The organism is Rhodococcus sp. DK176 (genome assembly GCF_038447315.2).
GTDB classification, from domain to species: domain Bacteria; phylum Actinomycetota; class Actinomycetes; order Mycobacteriales; family Mycobacteriaceae; genus Rhodococcus_F; species Rhodococcus_F jostii_A.
Genome location: NZ_CP118321.2, coordinates 5,395,188 through 5,416,836, shown reverse-complemented (window position 1 = coordinate 5,416,836; position 21,649 = coordinate 5,395,188). Strand labels below are relative to the sequence as shown.

Here is a 21,649-nt window from a genome sequence, read left to right as displayed (position 1 = left end):
GCTTACGCTGGCTGAACGATGCTGCGTATTCGAGTACTCGGAACGCTCGAGGCGGAGGACGAATCGGGGACGGTGGACCTCGGCGGCCCCCGCCAGCGCGCCGTGCTCGCGCTACTGCTCGTCGCGCACGGCGAGGTGGTGCCGGTGGATCGGCTCATCGACGACCTCTGGCACGGCGCTCCCCCACCGCGAGCGGTCGGCGCACTTCAGGCATACATTTCGAATCTGCGGCGCGCGCTGGAGCCGCACCGCGCGCCCCGGGCGGACTCCACCGTCCTGGTGAGCCGGGCCCCGGGTTACGCGCTCATCCTGCCCCCGTCCGGTGTGGATGCGTGGGAATTCGAGACCCTGATCCGGTCGGCCGCCGATACCGGGCGCGCAGATCTCGAACACGCGCTGAGCCTGTGGCGGGGGCCGGCGTTCGCCGAGGTGGCCGGTGAGCACTGGGCACTCGCCGAGATCGCCCGGCTCGAGGAACTGCGGGTGGTCGCGCGCGAACGTCTGGTGGCGGCGGCCGTCGCGAGCGGGGATGCGGCCGGCGCCGTGCTCGACGCGCAGGCCCTCACCCGGGACCACCCGCTCCGGGAAGAGGGGTGGCGATTGCTCGCCCTGGCCTTGCACCGCAGTGGGAGACAGGCCGACGCCCTGGCCGCGTTGCGCGAGGCCCGCGGCCCGCTGGCGAACGAACTCGGCCTCGACCCCGGTGCCGCCCTGACCGAACTCGAACGACAGATCCTCACCGGCACGGTCCCGTCTCCACCCGCACCCGCCCCCGCAGCCGGGCGGGTCGACACGACGCCGGAAACCTGGTTCCTCGGCCGCACCGAGGAATTGGCGAGCCTGACCGACCTGATGACCGACGCCGGCACCCCCGTCGTCCTCCTCGGGGGCGACGCCGGATCGGGGAAGTCGTCCCTGCTGCGCCGGTTCCGTCGAACACTGCACGCCGCGGGGTGGCAGGTGGCGGTGGGTCGCTGCCCCGAAGTGGACGGCGCCCCACCCGCCTGGGCGTGGGTGGAGATCCTGCGCGCGCTGCGCGAGACGGTCGACCCCGGCGCCGAGACCGACGCGCTGGCACCCCTGCTCTCCGACGACCGTTCGCGCGCGGCGCGGCCGGACGATCCGAGCGGACGGTTCCTGCTGCACCGCGCCGTCGCCGACTACATCGGCACCGTCCGCGATCACGGCCCTCTCGCCGTCGTCCTCGACGACGTCCACCGCGCCGACGAGGACACCCTGTCGATCCTCGTGCGGCTCGCGCAGCAGCGGCACCCGATCCTGCTGCTCCTCGCATTCCGCCCGGACGAGGTGGACCCGAACCTGGAGAGCTGCTTCGCCGATCTCGCATCGCTACAACCGACCCGCATCCGCCTCGGCGGACTCGGCCCCGACGATTCGGCTGAGCTGATCCGGCATGTGGCGGGACGCGACCCCGATCCCGGCACCCTCCGCGCGCTCGCCGACCGGACCGGTGGAAACCCGTTCTACCTGCAGGAGAGCGCCCGACTCCTGGCCAGTGAGGGCGAGCTGGTGGCCACGTCGGAGGTGCCCGAGGGGGTCCGGGACGTCCTGCGCAGGCGGATCGCCCGTCTCCCCGAACTCGCCGTGTCCGTCCTGCGGCTGGCCGCGGTCGTGGGCCGCGAATCCGACATCGACGTCCTCACCCGCGCCGCCGAGGTCGACGAGGACACCGTGTTCGACGCCCTCGAGTCGGGCGTGATCGCCGGTCTTCTCGGCGAGCCGCGCGCCGGGACGGTCCGGTTCACGCACGCCCTCGTCCGCGACACGCTCTACTCCGACCTCACCCGGCTGCGCAGGAGCCGCTGGCATGCCCGGGTCGGGACGGCACTCGAGGAGTTGCGGCCGCACGATGTCGCGGCACTCGCCCACCATTTCACCGAGGCGCTGTCGGCCGCCACCGCACGGCAGGCCCTCGACCACAATGTCGCGGCCGCGGCGCAGGCCGCCGACCGCTACGCCCACGACGCGGAGATCGGCTTCCTCGACAACGCCCTTCGAGCGGCCGACCGGTTGCCGCCGGACGCGGCGGCGTCCGTGGACGAGCGCGTCGAAATCCTCACCGAGCTCAGTCGCACGCAACTCGCCGCCGGCATCGGGCTGGCGGGATCCCGCTCACGGAACCGGGCGCTCGCCCTCGCCCGGGACGCGGGCCGCACCGACCTTGCGATCCGGGCGCTCGCGTTCGTCGACACCCCGACGCCGTGGATCAATCGGCGATACGGCGAAGTGGACGCGGCCGTCGTCGATCAGATCGAGGCGTTGCTGCGGGACGAGGTACTGGAACCTGCGGTGCGGTGCCGGCTGCTGGTCACCCTCGTCCACGAGATCGGGGCGGAGGATCACGAGCGCACCGGTTCCGCGGTCCGGGAGGCCGAGGCTCTCGCCCGTGACCTGGACGATCCGGTGCTGCTCGGGCTGGTGCTCTGCGCCGTCCATGCAGGCACCGGTTCCCCGACCAGCACGCTCGGCCACCACGTCATCGGCGACGAGCTGCTCCAGATCGGTGACCGGACACAGCTCCCCGTGTTCACCATGCTCGGCCACCACCTGCTGGCCGAGATCGCGTCCGGCAACGGTGACATCCCGGCGATCGAACATCACATGGGCATCCAGTCGGAGCTGGCGGACCGGTATCAGTTCCAGCAGGCGCAGGCCACCCGGGAGATGAGCCGCGCGATGGTCGCACACCTCACCGGCGATCTGGCCACGGCGGAACGACACTACGTGCGCGGCCACGAGCTGATGACCAGGGCGGGCCTCGACGCGGACAGCGTCTTCGCGCTCGCGCTGTTCACGCTCCGGCTCACCGAGGGACGCGCCGGAGAACTCGAGGCGGTGATCGAGACCGTCGACAGTGCGGCGATGGACGTGATCGCCGATCTGCACGCCCTCGCACTCCTCGGCAACGGCAAACCGGACCGGGCGCGGGAGGTCCGGCGTCACCTCCGCCCTGTCCGCCGCGACTTCTTCCATTCCCTGATGATGTCGCTGCGGGGCATCGTCGTCGCGGGTCTGGGTGAGCGGGACGAGGCGCCTTCGGTGCACGCGGAGCTGAGCCCGTACAGCGGCCAGATCGGCGGCGGCGACACGGCGGCGTTCGCGGTCGGCCCCGTCGACACCATTCTCGGCGACCTCGAGATGCTCCTCCGCCGCCCCGACGACGCCCGCAGGCACTACGCGGCGGCACTCGAACTGGCCGAACGCTGCGGTTGCCCGGCGTGGGTGGAGGCCGCGCGCACCCGGGTGACGACCCGCCCAAGCGAGTTCCAAGTGGGCCACTAGCCGCCGGGCGCAGAGTCGGAGGCGACAGAACCAACCGGCTTTCCTGGAGGCTCCCCATGAGTTCCCTGCTCGCGCGCCTCGGCTCGGCTGCCGCCACCCGTCCCTGGCGGGTGATCGCCACGTGGCTGACGCTGCTCGTCCTGGTGCTCGCCGCCGCGTCCGCGTTCGGCGGAACCAACCACGACGACTACAACGTGCCCGGTCTGCCGTCGCAGCAGGGGACGAATCTGCTGACCGAGCGATTCCCGGAGATGTCGGGAGCGGACGCGCGGGTGGTCGTGCACTCGGACAGCGGCCCGCTCGCCCCCGCGGTCCTCACCGATCTCGGCACCAGGCTGGCGGAGGTGAACGGCGTGAGTTCCGTGTCGCCGCCCCGCCTGTCCCAGGATTCCGACACCGCGGTGATCAGCCTCAACTACCGCATCCCGGTCACCGACTTCCACGGCAGCGAAGGGGTCGACGCCCTCGACGCCGCGGTCGCCGACACCCAGGCGCAGGGACTGCAGGTGGAATTGGGCGGGCAGGTCCCGGAGAACATCTCCACACCGTCGGGCACCGCCGAGGCGGTCGGCATGGTCCTGGCGTTGATCATCCTGGTGTTCGCGTTCGGATCCGTGGTGGCCGCCGGACTGCCCCTGGCCGTCGCGCTCGTCGGCGTCGGCATCGGGTCGGGCCTCATCACGATCATGGCCGGGTTCACCAGCATCAGCACCATCGCCCCGACCATCGCCACGATGGTCGGCATCGGCGTCGGCATCGACTACGCGTTGCTGCTCGTCACCCGGTACACCGAGGGCCTGCGATCCGGGATGTCGGTCCGGGACGCCGTCGCCGCGGCCAACTCCACGGCCGGGACGTCGGTGATCTTCGCCGGAACCACCGTCCTCGTCTCCCTGTTCGGACTGCGGCTGTCCGGGCTGCCGATGTACGCGTCGTTCGGCTACGCCACGTTCGCGATGGTCGGCATCGTCATGCTCACCTCGGTCACGCTGGTGCCCGCACTGTGCGGACTGGCGGGCACGCGGGTGCTCGGCAAGCGGTCCCGTGCCCGGGCCGAACGTCGCACGACGTCGCCGCTGACGGAACGGTGGGCGATCAGGGTGAGCCGTCGCCCGTGGCTGTGGGCCCTGACGGCGCTCGGGGTGCTGCTGCTCCTGGCCGCTCCGGTTCTGGGCATGCGGACGTGGCCGCAGGACGCGGGCAGCGCGCCGGCCGCCAACACGATCCGTCAGGCGTACGACCTGATCGACACCGAGTTCGGACCCGGCGCCAACGGACCCCTGATGGTGGCGGTCGACCTGAACACGGTTCCGGCAGCCGAACTTCCGGCGATCGCGCGTGAACTCGCAGCCGAACCCGGGGCGGCGTCGGTGACGCCCGTCCTGACGAACGCCGACGCGACGGCCGCGCTGATCTCCGTGCAGCCGACCACCGGTCCCAGCGACCCCCGCAGCACCGAACTGCTGGAGCGGATCCGCTCCGACGCCGCCGACGGCGTCCACGTCACCGGACTCACCGCGACGTTCGCCGACATCTCCGCCCGCCTCGCCGAACGGCTGTGGCTCGTGATCGCGTTCGTCGTCGCGCTGTCCGTCGTGCTGCTCACGTTCGTGTTCCGCGCGCCGGTGGTCGCGGTGAAGGCGGCCGTGATGAACCTGCTGTCGGTGGCCGCCGCCTACGGCGTGATGGTGATGGTGTTCCAATGGGGTTGGGGCGCGGAGCTACTCGGCCTTCCTCATGCACTTCCCGTGTCGAGCTGGGTACCGATCCTGATGTTCACCATCCTGTTCGGACTGTCGATGGACTACGAGGTGTTCCTGCTCTCCCGGATACGGGAGCGCTGGCTCGACACGGGCGACTCGCACCGGAGCGTCGTCGAGGGACTGGCATCCACGGGCCGGGTGATCACGAGCGCGGCGGCGATCATGGTGGCGGTGTTCGCCGGGTTCGCACTCGACGGCGACGTGACCGTGAAGATGATGGGCGTCGGCCTCGCGACGGCGGTCCTCATCGACGCGACGATCGTGCGGATGGTGCTGGTGCCCGCGACGATGTATCTGCTGGGCAACGCCAACTGGTGGCGGCCGGGCGGACGCCGGGATGCGGCACCGGACGGGGATGCTACCTCCGCAGGCGTTCCACTTCCGCTTCGAGCGCGATGACCCGCCGGTACAGGGCCTGAATGCTTGCCATGCACACCCCGTTCGCATCGACCATCGCGATCCGGCGGTCGTTGGAACCGAGACCGAATGCGGTGGCGAAATCCTGCGCCATCGGGCCCAGGTGCCGCACCGACTCGTGATCGAAACCGTAGGTCCAGACGCTGAGCGGCAGGTCGACGAGGCGTTCGAGCACCTCACCGGCACTGGCAGGCGGAGTCTGGACGGCAACACCGCGTTTGCGGGTCAGAACCGAGTGAAACCACGCCAGCGGGTGGCGGGTACGGGCCGCTGTTCGCGCCCGCACCCGCCCCCGACGGGTGTCGACCCACATGGAGTCAGTCGGGGAGTTCGCCGACATCGTGCTTGATCGTCGCGTCACTGAGAAGGAGTCCGACCCCGAGGGCCATGACGCCGATTCCGAGTCCGATTGCGGCTCCGCCGAGTCCGAGCATGATTCCGAGCATGTTGTCTCCTGTTCGTCGCTGGTGTGCGGGATTCGTGCCCCCGCTTTCTGAACACCTACGACTCTCGCGGCTCCGGCCGTCCGAGATAAGACACCCCAGGGGTGGTGCGACCACACCCCCGGACGCGGCGCCGGGCGGCAGAATGGCGGCCATGACGGAATTACCGGAATGGGCCCGAACCCTCGACCTCGCCCCGCACCCCGAAGGCGGCTGGTACCGCGAGACGTGGCGCAGCGACGTCACGATCCCGAAGAGGAGCCTGCCCGGCGACTACCCGGGACCGAGGGCGGCCGGTACCGCGATCCTGTTCCTGCTGATGCCCGGCCAGCAGTCGGAGTGGCACAGCGTGCGCAGCGCCGAGATCTGGCTGTACCACCGGGGCAGCCCCCTGCGGCTCGAACTCGGCGGGGACGGAAGCGAACCCGCGAATCCGGACGCGCAGATCCTCGGCGCAGACGTCGCGGCGGGCCAGCAACCACAGCTGCTGGTCCCGCCGCGACACTGGCAGCGAGCGAAGCCCGAGGGCGACGAACCGACTCTCGTCAGTTGCGTCGTCACCCCGGGCTTCGACTTCGCGGACTTCCGGCTCTAGGCCCTACGCGCCCAGCGTGTCCGGGTCGGGGCCGATGCGTCCGTCGGCCCGGGTCAGCGACCCGACCGTGTTGATCTCGTCGGGGGTCAGCTCGAAGTCGAAGACGTCGAAGTTGGCGGCGATGCGCTCCGGCGTCACCGACTTGGGGATCACCACGTTCCCGATCTGCAGGTGCCAGCGAATGATCACCTGTGCGGTCGTCTTACCGTGCGCTGCAGCGATCTTCGCGATGGACTCGTCCTCGAGGACGGTGCCCTGACCGAGCGGGCTCCACGCCTCGGTCGCGATGCCCTTGCCGGTGTGGAAGGCGCGCAGGTCGGCCTGGTTGAACCGCGGGTGCAGCTCGACCTGGTTGATTGCGGGCACCTCGCCCGTCTCGGCGATCAGTCGGTCGAGGGTCTCCGGGGTGAAGTTGGAGACACCGATCGACCGCGCACGCCCGTCGGCCTTGATCTTCTGGAAGGCCTTGAACGTGTCCACGTAGCGGTCCGCGGACGGCACGGGCCAGTGGATGAGGTAGAGGTCGACGTAGTCGAGCCCGAGGCGGTTCAGGCTGGCGTCGAATGCGCGGAGCGTGGAGTCGTACCCCTGGTCCTCGTTCCACAGCTTGGTGGTGACGAACAGCTCGTCGCGGGCAATTCCGGAGTCCGCGAGCGCGCGGCCCACTCCGGTTTCGTTCTCGTAGATCTTGGCGGTGTCGATGCTGCGGTAGCCGGCCTTCAGCGCCTCGGTGACCGCGGCATGGCTCTCGTCGTCCGGCACCTGCCACACGCCGAAGCCGAGGGCAGGAATGCTGTTCCCGTCGTTGAGCGTGACCGTAGGTACAGGACTCTGTGCATTGTTGAAACCCATGAGACTGTCCAACCGGGGACCCGGACCAGATGTTCCCCGCTGTCTCAGAATGTGGACTTTCGCGTGTCGTTTCGGTACGACCGGGTAATCCGACGGCATCGGCGTTCAGGTGGTGACGCGCCCGGTGGAAGGGGCGGACATGGGCCTCGGATACACATTGGCCTATCGGTTCAAGATCACGCCCTGGGTGAAAGCGGGCCGCGTCTTCGGAAGTCAGATCGACACGTTGCTCGATCCCTTCGACGCACCACCGGGAGAGGTCCTCGACATCGGATGCGGCACCGGTGACCATGCCATCGAGATGGCCCGGCGGGGGTGGCAGGTGACGGGGATCGACACCGTCCAACTGGCCCTCGACAAGGCGCGGTCCAAGGCCCGGAAGGCGGGCGTCGACGTGCGTTTCATGCACGCGGACGCCACCGACCTCGAGCACGCCGTCGGTCGCGGGTACCACTTGATCCTGGATGTGGGGTGCTATCACGGGCTCAGCGACCACGACCGGGTCGCGTACGCCGAGAACGTCACGACCGTGAGCGAACCGCACGCCACCCTGCTGATGTTCGCGTTCGGGCCGGGGCACCGCGGCCCCCTGCCGCGCGGGGTCTCCCGCTCCGACGTGGAGCGGACGTTCGAGAAGTGGAAACTCGTGTCGGACGTCGACGCGGACACGACCGGTATGCCGGGACCGCTCAAGAAGGCCGACCCCCGCTGGTTCCGCCTCGTCAAGCGCTGAGTGGATAATCGCCTGGTGACTGCAACACTGCGCATCAGCGGACTGTCGGCTTCGCGCGGGGAGCGCACCCTATTCTCCGGCCTCGACCTGACTGTCGCCCCGGGCGACGTGACCGGACTCGTGGGGGCGAACGGTGCCGGCAAGTCGACGCTGCTGACCGCGCTCGCGGGGGTCGGCTCGGCGGACGTCGAGGGCAGTATCGTGCTGAGCCCGCCCGACGCGGCCGTCGGCTACCTCGCCCAGGAACCCGACCGGATCGCCGGCGAGACGGTGCTCGACTTCCTCGGCCGCAGGACCGGCGTCACCGAGGCCGAGCACACCATGAACGCGGCCGCGGAAACGCTCGGCGAGTCGGACGAGGATCTCTACTCCCCCGCCCTCGAACGCTGGCTGGCGCTGGGCGGCGCCGACCTCGCCGAGCGCGCGGAGAAGGTCGTGAGCGAACTCGGGCTGGGAGTGCCGCTCGACGCGCACATGACGTCGCTGTCCGGTGGGCAGGCCGCGCGCGCCGGATTGGCGTCGCTGCTGCTGTCCCGGTACGACGTGCTGCTGCTCGACGAGCCGACCAACGACCTCGACCTCGTGGGGCTCGAGCAGCTCGAGCGTTTCGTCGCCGAGAGCCGGGCCGCGATGGTGGTGGTGAGTCACGATCGAGAATTCCTGGCGCGCACCGTGACCGGAATCGTGGAACTCGACCTGGTACAGCAGCAGATCGCGGTCTACGACGGCAGCTACGACTCGTATCTCGCCGAGCGGGAGATCGCGCGTAGGCATGTGCGGGAGGCGTACGAGGAGTACGCCGGGACCCGTTCGGACCTCGAGGACCGCGCGCAGATGCAGCGGAACTGGATGGAGCACGGCGTCCGGAACGCGCGTCGTAAGGCGAAGGACAACGACAAGATCGGCAAGGGTCTGCGCACCGAGTCCACCGAGAAGCAGGCCGCGAAGGCCCGGCAGACTCAACGCCGGATCGAGCGGCTCGAGGTGGTGGAGGAGCCGCGCAAGGAGTGGGAACTGCGGATGGAGATCGCCACCGCCCCGCGCAGCGGATCGGTCGTGGCGACGGCGAACGGCGCCACCGTCGCATGGGGCGGGGACCGCGAATTCACGTTCGGTCCGGTCACCACTCAGGTGGACTGGGGTGACCGGATCCTCATCACCGGCGCCAACGGTTCCGGCAAGACGACCCTGCTGAACGTGCTGCTCGGCAAGATCGCCCTGGATGCGGGCACCGCCGCACTCGGTTCGGGTGTGGCGATCGGCGAGATCGATCAGGCCCGCGGCCTGTTCGAGGGCGGCGAGAAGGTGGCCGACGCGTTCGCGGCGCAGGTCCCGGACTGGCCGGACGCCGACGTGCGGACACTGCTCGCGAAGTTCGGGCTCAAGGGACACCACGTGCTGCGGCCGGCGGCGTCGCTGTCACCCGGCGAACGCACCCGCGCCGCCCTGGCCCTGCTGCAGGCGCGGGGCGTCAACCTGCTGGTGCTCGACGAGCCCACCAACCACCTGGACCTCCCCGCGATCGAACAGCTCGAGCAGGCCATGGAGAACTTCGACGGCACGCTGCTGCTCGTCACCCACGACCGGCGGATGCTGGATTCGACGCGCAGCACGCGCCGGTGGCGGATGGACGGCGGCCGGCTGTCCGAGGAGTAGTCAGTCGCCTTCGGCCATCGGCGGCAACGCCTTGACGAACGGCGGGTCGTAGTCGACCTTGCCCAGCTTCGCCGCGCCGCCGGGGGAACCGAGGTCGTCGAAGAAGTCGGCGTTCGCCTTGGTGTACTCCACCCACTGGTCCGGGACGTCGTCCTCGTAGAAGATCGCCTCGACGGGGCAGACCGGCTCACAGGCGCCGCAGTCGACGCATTCGTCGGGGTGGATGTAGAGCATCCGACCGCCCTCGTAAATGCAGTCGACAGGACATTCTTCGATGCATGCCTTGTCCAGAACGTCGACACAAGGCTCTGCGATGGTATAGGTCACGTCAGTAATCCTGTCCTTTCCTGCCGTCCCGCGCGAATCGCCTCCACTCTGCCACTCAATTTCCCGAGGTCAACCTGTCGGCGTGCGGCCCGGCGGCGAGGAGGTCGACGGCGGTCTGCGACACCCACTCCGTTGTATCCCATTGACAAACTGTTGGGTTTTCACAACACTTTGTTGCATGAGCCCAGTGCGGCGGGGGGACGCCCTCCCCATCTACAACCGCATCGGCGTCCTTCGCGCCGAACGCGGGATGAGCCGGGCTCAGCTGGCGGGACTCATCGACGTCAATCCCCAGACCGTCGGCGCGCTCGAACGGGGCGACCACTACCCCAGCCTCGACCTGGCGTTCCGTATCTCGTGGGTGTTCGAACTGCCCGTGGAGGCCATCTTCTCCCGCACCGAGTTCGGACCCCTGTCCACCGAGCTGTACCGCACCGACCGACCGCCGTCCACGACAGGAAACGGGGAGAGTTCCGATGCCTGAGACCAATCTGATCGAGCGGTACCAGGGGTTCCGGACGCGCAGATTCCTCCAGAACGAACGCCGGTACCGGACGTGGCTACCGGCGTGGCGGACGCGCAGCCGCAGACGATTCCTGGTGATCGCCCTCGCGGTGACGTTCGTGTTCATGACCGCCGTCGGCATCGTGTGCCATTTCGACATGGTCGTCGGGCCGCTGCTGTGGTTGCCCGCGTGCCTGCTGTTCTTCCCGCTGTGGACGATGCTCCAGATCGTGTCCGGGCGGCAGGGCGACGCTCCGCGCGACGCCCTCGACGAGTGGGAGATCCAGCAGCGCAACAGTGCCCGGTCGATCGGACTCACGGTCACCCAGCTACTGACGCTCGTTCCCGCGCTCTACCTGATCTTCGTCGGCGCGCTGGACGGCGATCACGGCAACGTGCCGTACGCCGCGGGACTGCTCGTCGTCACCGCGCTGATGGTCGGGGGGTGCACGCCCGCCATGATCCTCGGCTGGACGCAACCCGATCCCGACCCCGACGACCTCGCTTCGTAGGAACACCCGCACTCGAGAACGGGAAGGACCCATGTCTCACACCCTCACGATCGACGGCATCTCCAAACGGTACGGCGAGGTCGTCGCGCTCGACGACCTGTCCTTCGAGGTCCGCCCCGGTGAGATCTTCGGTTTCGTCGGCAGCAACGGTGCCGGCAAGACCACCACCATGCGCATCGCGCTGGGCGTCCTGTCCGCCGATTCCGGCGAGGTCCGGCTCGGCGGCAAGCCGGTGGACCTGGATGTGCGGCGCACCATCGGGTACATGCCGGAGGAACGCGGGCTGTACCCGAAGATGAAGGTGGGCAAGCAACTCGAATACCTCGCCGAGCTGCACGGTATTTCCCGCTCGGCGGCGCGGGAGGCGGTCGGCCGCTGGACCGAACGCCTCGGCATCGCGGACCGTGTCGGCGACACCGTCGACGCACTCTCGCTCGGCAACCAGCAACGCGTCCAGCTGGCCGCCGCGCTCGTCCACGATCCGGCGGTGCTGGTTCTCGACGAACCCTTCTCCGGGCTCGACCCCGTCGCGGTGGACGTCATGAGCGACGTGCTGGTGGAGAAGGCGAACACCGGAGTGCCGGTGATCTTCTCGAGCCATCAGCTCGAACTCGTCCAGCGCCTGTGCCACCGCGTCGGCATCATCAGCCACGGCCGGATGCGTGCCGTCGGCACCGTCGACGAACTCCGCGGCGGCGGCAACGCCCAACTCGAAGTCCACGCTCCGGAGGCGCCGGTCGGCTGGGCCCATCATCTCGAGGGCGTCACCACGATCAGTCACCTCGACGGCCGGACCCTGCTGTCGCTCGACGCCCACGTGGACGACCAGCTGATCCTGCACACCGCCCTGAAGACCGGACCGGTGCACGAATTCTCGCTGCACCGGCCCACCCTGACCGATCTGTTCCGAGAGGTGGTCACGGCATGAGTGCCCCACTGAGCCCCGCCCGCGCGATCGGCCTCGTGGCCCGCCGCGAATTCCTGACACAGGTGGCGAAGAAGAGCTTCGTCATCAGCAACGTGATCATCCTGCTGGCCATCGTGGGCGGCATCGTCGCGTACTCGCTGTTCTCGGGCGGCGACGACGAACGCGCCACCATCGGACTCGTCGGCGACCAGTCGCTCGCGCCTGCTCTCGTCGCCACCGGTGACGCGGTCGGGACGCCGGTCGACGTCGTCCCGACCACGGACGAACAGGCCGCACGGGACGAGGTGGGGAACGGTGACCTCGACGTCGCCCTGATTCCCGGCATCGACGGATCCGTCACGGCCGTCACCGAATCCGAGATCGGTTCCGGGCTTCGCACCGTGATCGACGCGGCCGTGGTGCAGCAGGCTCAGGCCGGCGCGCTCGCCGCGCAGGGCGTGGATCCCGCGCAACTCGCCGAAGCGACCGGCCGGGCGGTGGTCACCGTCGACGCACTCGATCCGCCCGACCCGGAGAAGGGCCAGCGCGTGGCCCTCTCCATCGCCGTGGTCGTCCTGCTGTACATGCAGATCATGATGTTCGGCATGTACGTGGCGATGGGTGTGGTGGAGGAGAAGTCGAGCCGCGTCGTGGAACTGCTCCTGTCGACCCTCCGCCCGCTGCAACTGCTCTGGGGCAAGGTGATCGGCATCGGCGCGGTGGGTCTCGTCCAGTTGACCGCCTACGGTGTGGCCGGTGTCGCGGCCGGACTCGCGACGGGGGTGCTCACCGTGACGGGGACGGCGATCGGAGTGTTGGCCGGAACGCTCGGCTGGTTCGTGCTCGGATTCGCATTCTTCGCCGTCCTCTACGCCGCGGCAGGGTCGATGGTGTCGCGGCAGGAGGACGTCAACGCCACCGCGTCGCCGCTGATGGTGCTGATCGTCATCATGTTCTTCAGCGCCTTCTCCTCGGTGAGCAACCCGGACGGCACCCTCAGCAACGTCCTCAGCTGGATTCCGCCGTTCTCGGAGATCCTGATGCCGCTGCGCATCGCCGCCGGGGTGGCGTCCCCGGTCCAGGTGGTCGTCACGGTGGCCCTGATGCTCGCGGTGACCGCCGCACTCAGCGTGCTGGCCGCGAAGATCTACCAGCGCTCGATCCTGCGGATCGGCAAGGTCGTGTCGTGGAAGGAGGCGCTCGGGAGGTAGAGAATTCCCAGCGCACGGCCAAGTTCCCTGTGTAGTCTTCGAATCGTCGATCGATGCTGCTCAGCTGCCGACGTGGAACGGGGAACACCCATGGTCGTCCGTCGCAGGAAGCCGATCGTCGCCATCGCCGTCGCCGTGGTCGCCTCCATGACGTTGATGCTGACGGCCTGCACGTCCGACGAGCCGGCCACTGCGCGCGGTGGCAACGCCGGCCCCGACGGCACCCCGGTCGCCTACGAGGAGCCGGTGAAGCTGTCGAGCGAGAACGGGGTGCTGGAGGTTCGGCTGTCGGCCCACCAGGGCACGGTCGACCTCGACACCGTCTCGGAACCGGTGTCGGGCTTCCTGGTCTTCGGATACGAGGTTCTGCAGGGCACGAGTTCGGACGGCTCGACGACGGGCGACGACGTCTACCCGGCACCGACGTTGCGCGTCGATCCGGGTGAGCGCCTGATCATCCACTACGACAACGATCTCCGGAACCTGACGATCGAGGACTTCTACGACCCCGCGTTCACGCCGGCGGGCGGGGAGGTCCCGATTTACCCCCCGGCCCTCGACTCGGCGCCGCTGAACCTGCACACCCACGGTCTGCACGTGAGCCCGGACGGCAACGCCGACAACGTGCTGCTCGACATCCCCGCCGGGATGGGCAACGTCTACGACTATGCGGTGCCGAAGGACATGCCGAACGGGCTGTACTGGTACCACAGCCACCGTCACACGATGACGGCGCAACAGACGTACGCGGGGCTCGCGGGACTGCTGGAGATCGGCAGGCCCGACGGCAACCTTCCGCTGGTGACGCAGAACGACGTTCCCATCCGAGACATGGCGCTGCAGTACAACTTCGTCTTCGACCGTAAAGGCAAGGGCCACCAGCTGAACGACCCGAACTGGCCACAGTTCGTGAGCACACTGAAGCCGCCGGAGGGGACCCAGCTCGCCGACGGAACGTACCAGCCGAGTCTGGCGCCCGTGAATTTCTCGGAGACCACGGAGGGCTCCCAGTACGTCACCAACTGGTATTCCGGGCCGCTGTCGCCGGCGAATCATCGCGGGCAGAACCAGTTCGTGCCGGGCAATCTCCAGAGCTTCAGCAGTGATTCGACGAAGATTCCCGCCGACCCGTCGCTGCCGGACAACGAACGCGACGTGCAGTACACCGTCAACGGGCAGTTCCAGCCGGAGCTGAAACTGAAGCCGGGCCAGACGGAGATCTGGTCGCTGGCGAACATCAGCGATTTCGCCTACATGCCGCTCAGACTCACCGAGACCGCGACGGGCAACCACCCGACGTTCTCCGTCGTCGGCCAGGACGGAAACCCCTTCACCCAGGTGCAGTTGCCCGTCGGTGGTGACGGCACCCGGCTCGTCATCCCGCCGGGGTCGCGGTACGCGATCGCCGTGACGATGCCGGACACCGGCGATCTGGTGCTCGACATGCCACCGCTGGAAGGGGCGAAACCCATCACCAATCCCGGCGTGCTCTACACCGACAACGGCACCGACAATCCGCCGGCCGAGCTGGGCACGGTGACGGTCGACCCGTCGGTGATCAGTTACGCCGACGGCTTCTTCACCTTCCCCACCCAGACCCTCCTCCACGTCACACCCGACAGCGGTGAAGGGCGGACCACGCCGTTCGAGCCCGGCCAGAACCTCGACGCGTACACGTCTTTCGTGGACACGTCGGTGATGACACCCGACGTGAAGCGCACCCTCACGGTCTCGGGCGGATTCGGCAACGAGAAGGCCAGCAACAGCGACCCGAAGGCCTTCACCTACGAGTTCGACGACAACACGTTCCCGAACATCCCGCTGATCCAGCCGCGCCTCAATTCGGTCGAGGAATGGCTGATCACGAACCTCAACAACGACGAACATCCGATGCACATCCACGTCAACGACTTCCAGGTGATGGAGATCGTCGACCCGATCGCGGGCACCCGGACCGGGGTGCAACCGTGGGGTGAGGACAACGTGAACGTGCCGGCGCCCGTCACCGACGCGAACGAGAACCCGCTCGTGCCCGCATCGGTGACGCTGCGCACGAAATTCACGGAGTACACGGGCACTTTCGTGATCCACTGCCATCGCCTCAACCACGAGGACAACGGACTGATGGCCACCGTCAACGTGATTCCCGAGGTGTCGACGTACGCGGTGGCGGTGCCGGGTTCTGCGGGCACCCCCGCGACCGTGCAGGTCCACGACGGCAACGGCGACAAGGTGATCGCCGCGGTCACACCGTTCCCGTCGTTCGAGGGCACCCCGACGGTGGCGATGGCCGACGTCAACGGCGACATGATCCTCGACCTCGTCGCCGGGACCGGTGCGGGCGTGGCACCGGAGGTCGCCGCGTACGACGGCAACGATGTCGGCTCCGGCCCGTTCACCGCCGAGCTGACCCGGTTCGCCCCGTTCGCCGACGGCTTCCGCGGAGGCGTGAACGTCGCGGGTGCGGACATCGACGGAAACGCGCTGGCCGACAACATCATCGCCGGCACGGGCCCCGGCACCGAATCGCAGGTGAAGGTGTTCTCGTCCAGCCTGCCCACGGAGAAGGGCACACCCGAGGTCTTCTCGAGTTTCACCCCCTACCCCGGGTCGCAGTCCGGGGTCACGGTCGCGACGGGCCTGGTCGACGCCGCCTCGGGCCGGGCAAGCATCGTCACCGCCCCGGGGCCGGGAGAAGCGCCTCGTGTGAAGACGTTCCGCTACGACCTGTTCGAGCCGACCGCCGCCGCGACTGCCGACGGCACCGCGGACGAGCACGCCGGCCACACCGACGGACCGAGGACGACGTCGGAGTTCCTGGCCTTCGACGAGAGCTACCTCGGCGGTGTCTCACTCTCGACGGGGTGGGTGGCCGGCGCCGAAGGCGGAGCGAAGAGCATCGTCACCGGCATGCTGGGCGGCGACGGCACTGTTCGCGTGTGGTCGAGTGGGTCACGCCTCGACGGTGAGCCGAGGATGTATCTCGAGAGCCCGAACCACCACTCCGCCGACGTCGTGTTCACTCAGATCGCGTCGTTCGCACCGTTCGCCGGCGGCCCTGCCGGCAGCGGGGTTCAGGTGGCCACCACCAGCACCACCACCGGCGCCGACCTGCTCGTCAGCGGTCCGAGGCCGGGCGGCACGGAGGTGCGCAAGTTCGGGCTCGGCCGCGCCGAACCCCGATCGACCACACTGGTGCCGCTGCCGTTGGGCACGCTCCCCGCGCTCCCCTCAGCGCAAGGGTCCGTGCCACTCGGTGGCAGATAGGTGCAGGGGGTCAGCCGGCCCGCTTCTCGGCGGCGTCGGCGATGTCGTCGAGATCGCGCCGGATCGCCTTGGTGGTGGCCTTCAGTGCGAAGGAACCGAACACTTTCATCATGAACCTCGACACTGCGCCGAGCCCACTTGCTTCCGCTGAGAAGTGGAAGGTCAGGGTGGTGCCGTCACCGGCAGGCTCCAGGGTGAACACCGTCGTGTAGTCCGCGCCGTGAGACGACGCCTTCACCACGGTGCGCTTCTCCGGGTCGATCTCCGTGACCCACATTTCCTCGGTCGACGATTTGCCGAACAGCACCCGGGTCTCGCGCCACCGCGTGCCGACTTCGTACTCCGTCGAGTCCAGCCTCTCGAGCTTCTCCACACCGCTCAGCACCGATTCTGCGTTGTCCAGGTCGGTGATGACCGCCCAGACCGCGCCGACGGGCGCATCGATCGTTCGGCTCACACGGATCTCCGAGGCTGACATGAGGCACCCTTTTCTTTCTTCTCAGGGCAGGGTCCAGAACTGGCGGGTCACCAGGTAGAAGACGATGACCCAGAACACCATAACCCCGGCGACGATCGCGATCCCTCGACGGTTCGTCGTCGCTTCCGGGACGTCCGGTGGCGGCCGCAGCCAGCGCCCGAGAACCCGGTTCACGTAGTACGGCATCGTCACGAAGCTCATGATGAAGCTGGACAGCAGGTTTCCGACGAGCAGACCGAGCCACAGCGGCATCTTCAGCGGCGACAACGCGAGGGTGAGAATCACGACGGTGGGATAGAGACCGACCCACACCGCGATCGACGTCTTGGTTTCGGACGGCGGCGGCGCCTCGTTGCCGTTCTCGTCGAACGCGAACCAGCTCCCGAAGGAGTTGTCGATGGTGCGCAATTCGAAGTCGTGGAACTTCTCCCCCTCGGCGAGGAGTTCCTGACGCTTCGCCGAGGTGAGCCACCTGTCGAGGTCGGCGGCGTTGTCGTAGCGGTACAGCGCGGTCCACTCGTCCTGGATTCCCTCGATGGGCCGGAAGAGTTCGCTGCCGCGGAAGCCGTCGAACTTGCTCTCTTCCAATCGCAGTCGATCCTGCCACGCGAGGAAATCGTCGACGTGCTCCGGACCGACACGGTGCGTCACGACGACCGTCACGAGCGGATCCGACTCGCGTGTGCCCCCGCTGATGACCTGCTGGGTCGCGGGGCCGTCGAAGTACTGCTGTCCCTCGTCCAGCCGCTGCTGCCGGGTGGCGCTGTTGATCCAGGCCTGCACGTGGGCGACGGAATCGAAGCGGTAGACCACGACCCAGTCGGGTTGCACGGCGGTGGGCGCGGAGATCTCGGCGCCCAGGAACCCGGGGTAGTGGGACGCGGCGGTGTTCATGTCCTGCTGCCAGGCCTCGAACGCCTCCTCGGATCCGGCGCGCACCTTCTGGCCGATGATGACCGTCGCGGCGTTGCCGGTGGATTTCTCGGTGGGCTTCTCGGTGTCCATCGCCCTCTCCTCACGGCTCAGGTCGTCGGAACCGATCGGTTCTCGCCGATTCGGTGGTAGATCCGCTCGGGGGTGAGCGGCAACTCGCGAAAACGCACACCGGTCGCGTTTTCCAGGGCGTTGGCCAGCGCGGGCGCCACCGGGTTGATGCAGCACTCCGCCATTCCCTTCGCCCGCATCGGCCCGACGGAGTCATTCGACTCGACCAGCAGCACTTCGGTGCGGGGAATGTCGGCGTAGGTGGGGATGCGGTAGTTGCGCAGGCTGGGGTTGATCATCACGCCGTTGTCGTCGACGTGGAAGTTCTCGGTCAGCGCGAAGCCGATTCCCTGGGCGACGCCGCCCTCGATCTGGCCGCGCACCTGCACCGGGTTGATGACGACCCCGACGTCCGCGGCCTGAACGCTGTAGAGGATTCGGATCTCGCCCGTGACCCGGTGGACGGCGATGCGGAAACCGTGGGTGTTGGAGACGACGCTGCGCGGCGACCCGTACGCCTTGCGCGCCTCGGTGAACCGGATGCCCCGGCGACGGGCCGCGGCGACGAGGTCGGTCAACGGCACTCGGGTGCCCCCGCAGAGCACCCCGTCGTCGTCCATCGAGCACTCGGTCACGTCGACTCCGGTGTGCACGGCGGCGAACGCCAGGATGCGGTCGCGCAGGGCGACGGAGGCGTTCGACACGGCGTTGCCCGCGACGAAGAGGCCGGCGCTGGCGAAGGCTCCCGTGTCGAAACCCGTACGGTCGGTGTCGGACTGCACGAGACGGATCCGTGCGGGTGTGGTGCCGAGATGGGTGGCCGCGATCTGCACGTGCGCAGTCGACGTCCCCTCACCGAATTCGACGGTGCCGACGGCGAGTTCGTACACACAATCGTCGCCGAGCGTCGCCCACGCCTCGGAGATGTGTTCGGTCGGGGGCGCGGTCTCGTGCAGAGAACTCGCGGTGCCCTCGCCGACGAGCCAGTCGACGCCCAGCACCTGCCCGTTCGCGGTCCGCCGCAATGCGTCGTCGACGAGGTCGATGCACTGCCCGAGTCCGTCCTCCCCGAACCCGACGTCGTCGGGGACGTCGTCGATCGCCACGAGTGAGTCACCGGGGCGGACGATGTTGCGGCGCCGCAACTCGAGCGGGTCGATATCGAGGGCGACCGCCAGCTCGTGCATCGCGGACTCCACCGCGAAAGCGGGCTGGGTCATCCCGTAGCCCCGCAGCGCTCCGCTGGGCACGCTGTTCGTGTAGACGGCATACGCATCGAACTTCTTGTTGAGACACCGGTACGCCGAGATGGCGGCACCGGCCGCGAACAACGTCTCACCCCCGTGATTCCCGTACGCCCCCGTGTTCGACACGTTGCGCACCTGGAACGCGGTGAGCGTGCCGTCCGACCGGGCGCCGAGCGTGATGGTCAGCTTCATCGGATGCCGCGGCGACGCCGTCGTGAATTCTTCCTCCCGGGTGAACTCGAAGCAGACCGGCCTGCCCGTGTCGAGGGTCGCGAGCGCGACGAGATCCTCCGAGAACACCTCCTGCTTGCCGCCGAAAGCGCCACCGACACGCTTGCAGAACACGCGCAGCTGGTCGGGGCGCAGGTCGAACAGGTGAGCCAACTTGACCTTGGCGATCGACGGCGACTGCGAACTCGTGCGCACGTGCAGGCGGCCGTCCTCCATCCAGGCGATCGACCCGTGCGTCTCGAGATGAGCGTGCTGCACGCGCGGGGTGAAGTAGGTGCCCTCGTGGATCACGTCGGCCTCGGCGAACCCCGCCTCGATGTCGCCCACCTCCCCGTGGAGCTCGAGCAGGATGTTGTGCACGGGATCGCGGACGAACGGGTCGTCCGAACCGTGCAACTGCGGTGCGCCGTCGGCCATCGCCTCCTCCGGGTCGAACACCGCAGGCAACACGTCGTATTCGACGACCACCTCGCGGCAGCCCTCCTCCGCGGCGCCGACCGTGTCGGCCAGCACCGCGACCACCCGCTGACCGGCGAAGCGGACCGTGTCGTCGAGGATGTACGTGTCGTCGGGGTCGACGAGATGATCGGTGTGGATGGCGGTCGTGAACCGCTTCCGGGGCACGTCCTCCCACGTGTACACACGGTGCACGCCGGGGACGGCGAGCGCCGCCGTCGTGTCGATCGACACGATGCGGGCGTGCGCATGCGGAGAATGCAGCACCTCGAGGTGCAGCATGCCCTCGATCTCGGTGTCCATGGTGAACTCGGCTCGACCGGTCACCACATCGGTGGCCGCGGGTGCCCCGACGCTGGTCCCGACCGCGCGGCCCGGCTCGGCGACCTCCACCGCGGCGACACCGTTCACGGCATCCTCGATGGCCCGATAGCCGGTGCAGCGGCAGAGATTGCCCTTCAGCGCGCGTGGCAGGTCTGCCTTCTGGGCGTCGGTGAACGTCGCCGACGTCATGATCATGCCCGCGGTGCAGAATCCGCACTGGAACCCGGGGGCGTCACGGAACTGCCGCTGCAGCGGATGCAGGTCGTCCGGCGAACCGAGGCCCTCGATGGTGGTCACCTCCCGCCCCTCCGCGCGGAACGCGGGCGTGATGCAACTGTGCACGGGATCGCCGTCGAGCCACACCGTGCAGGCTCCGCAATCGCCTGCATCGCAACCTTTCTTCACGCCGTGATGACCGAGCGACCGCACGAACGTGCGCAGACACTGCCCTGGATTCGGTTCCTCGTCGAACGCCCTGCCGTTCACGATGTACGTCATTGCCGGTCTCCTGCGGTGAACTCGGTCCGGATCTCCTCGGCGAAATGCTTCGTCAGGTGGCGACGGTGGTCGGGGGTGCCGTTGGGATCGTCGAACCACACGTCGTCGGGTATCGCGTCGATGGTCTGCTGGAGCGAGTCGGCGTCGGGTACGGCGTCGAAGGCCAGCCGGATCGGACGGGTGGTGCCCGCCGTGATCGTGAGCAGCAGGTCGTCGCCGCCGGGCGCCTGGGTGCCGATCATGAACACCGTCGAACGGCCGAGGCGTGTGAGGGTGAAGCGGCGATGCGTGTGACGCTTACGGAGGGCACCGACCGGAATGTCGATGCGGCGCAGGATCTCACCCGGTGTGAGCACGTTCTCGCGGTTGCCCGTCACGAAGTCGGCGGCGTCGACGGTGCGCTCGGACCCGTCGGCGGCCCACAGCGTGTACGTCGCCTCGAGCGCGACCGTCAGCGTGATCATCGGACCCGCGGGAAGCGACATACAGATGTTGCCGCCCACCGTCGCCGAGTTCCAGACCTTGAACGACGCCAGGAAGGCCTCGCAACTCGTTCCGAACAGCGAGGCGACTCTCCAGTCGTCCGGCGGCGCAAGCGCATACAGCTCACGGACCGTGCACGTCGCGCCGATCTCGAGGCCCGCGTCGCTCGGCACCAGGGTGTCCCAGCCGAGCGTCGTGAGATCGACGAGACGGCGCAGGTCGGGCTGCGGCTCGGAGAACAGCCACGTTCCCCCGGCCAGCCACGCGTCGCCTTCCCGCCACGCCGCACCCGGACGGTCGGCTGGACGCCGAACGACATCGGTGATGGTGTTGAGGTCCATATGACTGCTCCACTCGGGAAAAGTGTCGTCGTTCTCGTACCCGGCCTGCGTCAACTCACCTGACTTTAGACACCGTGGCGGCGGTCTCGGTGTTAATTGCCGGGTTCCACCCGGGCG

The 21,649-nt window shown here is 68.5% G+C and carries 18 protein-coding genes; 10 read left to right on the top strand and 8 right to left on the bottom strand.

Features of this window, described 5'->3' with window-relative positions; translation table 11 throughout:
• The first annotated feature begins 18 nt into the window (after positions 1-18).
• Positions 19-3,303, top strand: coding sequence for a BTAD domain-containing putative transcriptional regulator (locus PSR88_RS25605; RefSeq protein ID WP_016881060.1), 3,285 nt, complete (start codon positions 19-21; stop codon positions 3,301-3,303).
• Between the two features lie 56 nt (positions 3,304-3,359).
• Complete coding sequence (locus tag PSR88_RS25600) at positions 3,360-5,465, top strand: MMPL family transporter (protein ID WP_016881058.1); 2,106 nt, start codon at positions 3,360-3,362, stop codon at positions 5,463-5,465.
• Here PSR88_RS25600 and PSR88_RS25595 read toward each other — a convergent pair.
• Both PSR88_RS25595 and PSR88_RS25590 read right to left on the bottom strand, forming a co-directional pair.
• Complete coding sequence (locus PSR88_RS25595) at positions 5,425-5,796, bottom strand: hypothetical protein (protein ID WP_009478067.1); 372 nt, start codon at positions 5,794-5,796, stop codon at positions 5,425-5,427. The genes PSR88_RS25600 and PSR88_RS25595 overlap by 41 nt on opposite strands.
• Before the next feature lie 4 nt (positions 5,797-5,800).
• A complete protein-coding gene (locus PSR88_RS25590) occupies positions 5,801-5,929 on the bottom strand; it encodes a hypothetical protein (protein ID WP_009478066.1) in 129 nt (42 codons plus the stop codon).
• A gap of 151 nt (positions 5,930-6,080) precedes the next feature.
• Between PSR88_RS25590 and PSR88_RS25585 the strand changes: the two genes are divergently transcribed.
• Complete coding sequence (locus PSR88_RS25585) at positions 6,081-6,521, top strand: cupin domain-containing protein (RefSeq protein WP_029538390.1); 441 nt, start codon at positions 6,081-6,083, stop codon at positions 6,519-6,521.
• Positions 6,522-6,524: 3 nt separating this feature from the next.
• On the opposite strand, the gene PSR88_RS25580 is transcribed toward PSR88_RS25585, so the two are convergent.
• Positions 6,525-7,373 (bottom strand): aldo/keto reductase, encoded by an 849-nt coding sequence (locus PSR88_RS25580; protein WP_009478064.1) that lies wholly within the window; start codon positions 7,371-7,373, stop codon positions 6,525-6,527.
• 139 nt (positions 7,374-7,512) lie between these two features.
• Between PSR88_RS25580 and PSR88_RS25575 the strand changes: the two genes are divergently transcribed.
• Both PSR88_RS25575 and PSR88_RS25570 read left to right on the top strand, forming a co-directional pair.
• Positions 7,513-8,106, top strand: a complete 594-nt coding sequence (locus tag PSR88_RS25575; RefSeq protein ID WP_009478063.1) for a class I SAM-dependent methyltransferase — start codon at positions 7,513-7,515, stop codon at positions 8,104-8,106.
• Positions 8,107-8,121: 15 nt separating this feature from the next.
• On the top strand, positions 8,122-9,762 hold the full coding sequence (locus PSR88_RS25570; protein WP_029538388.1) for an ABC-F family ATP-binding cassette domain-containing protein: 1,641 nt from the start codon (positions 8,122-8,124) through the stop codon (positions 9,760-9,762).
• Here the strand turns inward: PSR88_RS25570 and fdxA are convergent, their stop codons facing one another.
• On the bottom strand, positions 9,763-10,089 hold the full coding sequence (gene fdxA / locus PSR88_RS25565) for a ferredoxin (RefSeq protein ID WP_005244047.1): 327 nt from the start codon (positions 10,087-10,089) through the stop codon (positions 9,763-9,765).
• 178 nt (positions 10,090-10,267) lie between these two features.
• On the opposite strand from fdxA, the gene PSR88_RS25560 reads away from it, so the two are divergent.
• The 5 genes from PSR88_RS25560 to PSR88_RS25540 all read left to right on the top strand — a co-directional run bounded on the left by PSR88_RS25560 (position 10,268) and on the right by PSR88_RS25540 (position 16,490).
• The gene (locus PSR88_RS25560; protein ID WP_037196307.1) at positions 10,268-10,573 is read left to right on the top strand and encodes a helix-turn-helix transcriptional regulator; all 306 of its coding nucleotides are present in this window, start codon (positions 10,268-10,270) and stop codon (positions 10,571-10,573) included.
• Positions 10,566-11,105 carry a hypothetical protein gene (locus PSR88_RS25555; protein WP_007298196.1) on the top strand — a complete coding sequence of 180 codons (540 nt, stop codon included), beginning with the start codon at positions 10,566-10,568 and terminating at the stop codon, positions 11,103-11,105. Before PSR88_RS25560 ends, PSR88_RS25555 begins: the two co-directional genes overlap by 8 nt.
• 31 nt (positions 11,106-11,136) lie before the next feature.
• The gene (locus tag PSR88_RS25550; protein WP_009478059.1) at positions 11,137-12,033 is read left to right on the top strand and encodes an ABC transporter ATP-binding protein; all 897 of its coding nucleotides are present in this window, start codon (positions 11,137-11,139) and stop codon (positions 12,031-12,033) included.
• The gene (locus PSR88_RS25545; RefSeq protein ID WP_016881054.1) at positions 12,030-13,223 is read left to right on the top strand and encodes an ABC transporter permease; all 1,194 of its coding nucleotides are present in this window, start codon (positions 12,030-12,032) and stop codon (positions 13,221-13,223) included. Before PSR88_RS25550 ends, PSR88_RS25545 begins: the two co-directional genes overlap by 4 nt.
• Positions 13,224-13,313: 90 nt before the next feature.
• Positions 13,314-16,490 carry a multicopper oxidase family protein gene (locus tag PSR88_RS25540; protein WP_016881053.1) on the top strand — a complete coding sequence of 1,059 codons (3,177 nt, stop codon included), beginning with the start codon at positions 13,314-13,316 and terminating at the stop codon, positions 16,488-16,490.
• A 10-nt stretch (positions 16,491-16,500) separates the two neighbouring features.
• On the opposite strand, the gene PSR88_RS25535 is transcribed toward PSR88_RS25540, so the two are convergent.
• From PSR88_RS25535 to PSR88_RS25520, 4 genes are read right to left on the bottom strand one after another with little or no spacing between them, the layout of a single operon-like run.
• The gene (locus PSR88_RS25535; RefSeq protein WP_007298200.1) at positions 16,501-16,968 is read right to left on the bottom strand and encodes an SRPBCC family protein; all 468 of its coding nucleotides are present in this window, start codon (positions 16,966-16,968) and stop codon (positions 16,501-16,503) included.
• 21 nt (positions 16,969-16,989) lie between these two features.
• Positions 16,990-17,973 (bottom strand): antibiotic biosynthesis monooxygenase, encoded by a 984-nt coding sequence (locus PSR88_RS25530; protein ID WP_009478055.1) that lies wholly within the window; start codon positions 17,971-17,973, stop codon positions 16,990-16,992.
• Between the two features lie 17 nt (positions 17,974-17,990).
• A complete protein-coding gene (locus PSR88_RS25525) occupies positions 17,991-20,708 on the bottom strand; it encodes a molybdopterin-dependent oxidoreductase (RefSeq protein WP_016881052.1) in 2,718 nt (905 codons plus the stop codon).
• Positions 20,705-21,532 (bottom strand): FAD binding domain-containing protein, encoded by an 828-nt coding sequence (locus PSR88_RS25520; protein WP_016881051.1) that lies wholly within the window; start codon positions 21,530-21,532, stop codon positions 20,705-20,707. Before PSR88_RS25520 ends, PSR88_RS25525 begins: the two co-directional genes overlap by 4 nt.
• Between the last annotated feature and the right edge of the window lie 117 nt (positions 21,533-21,649).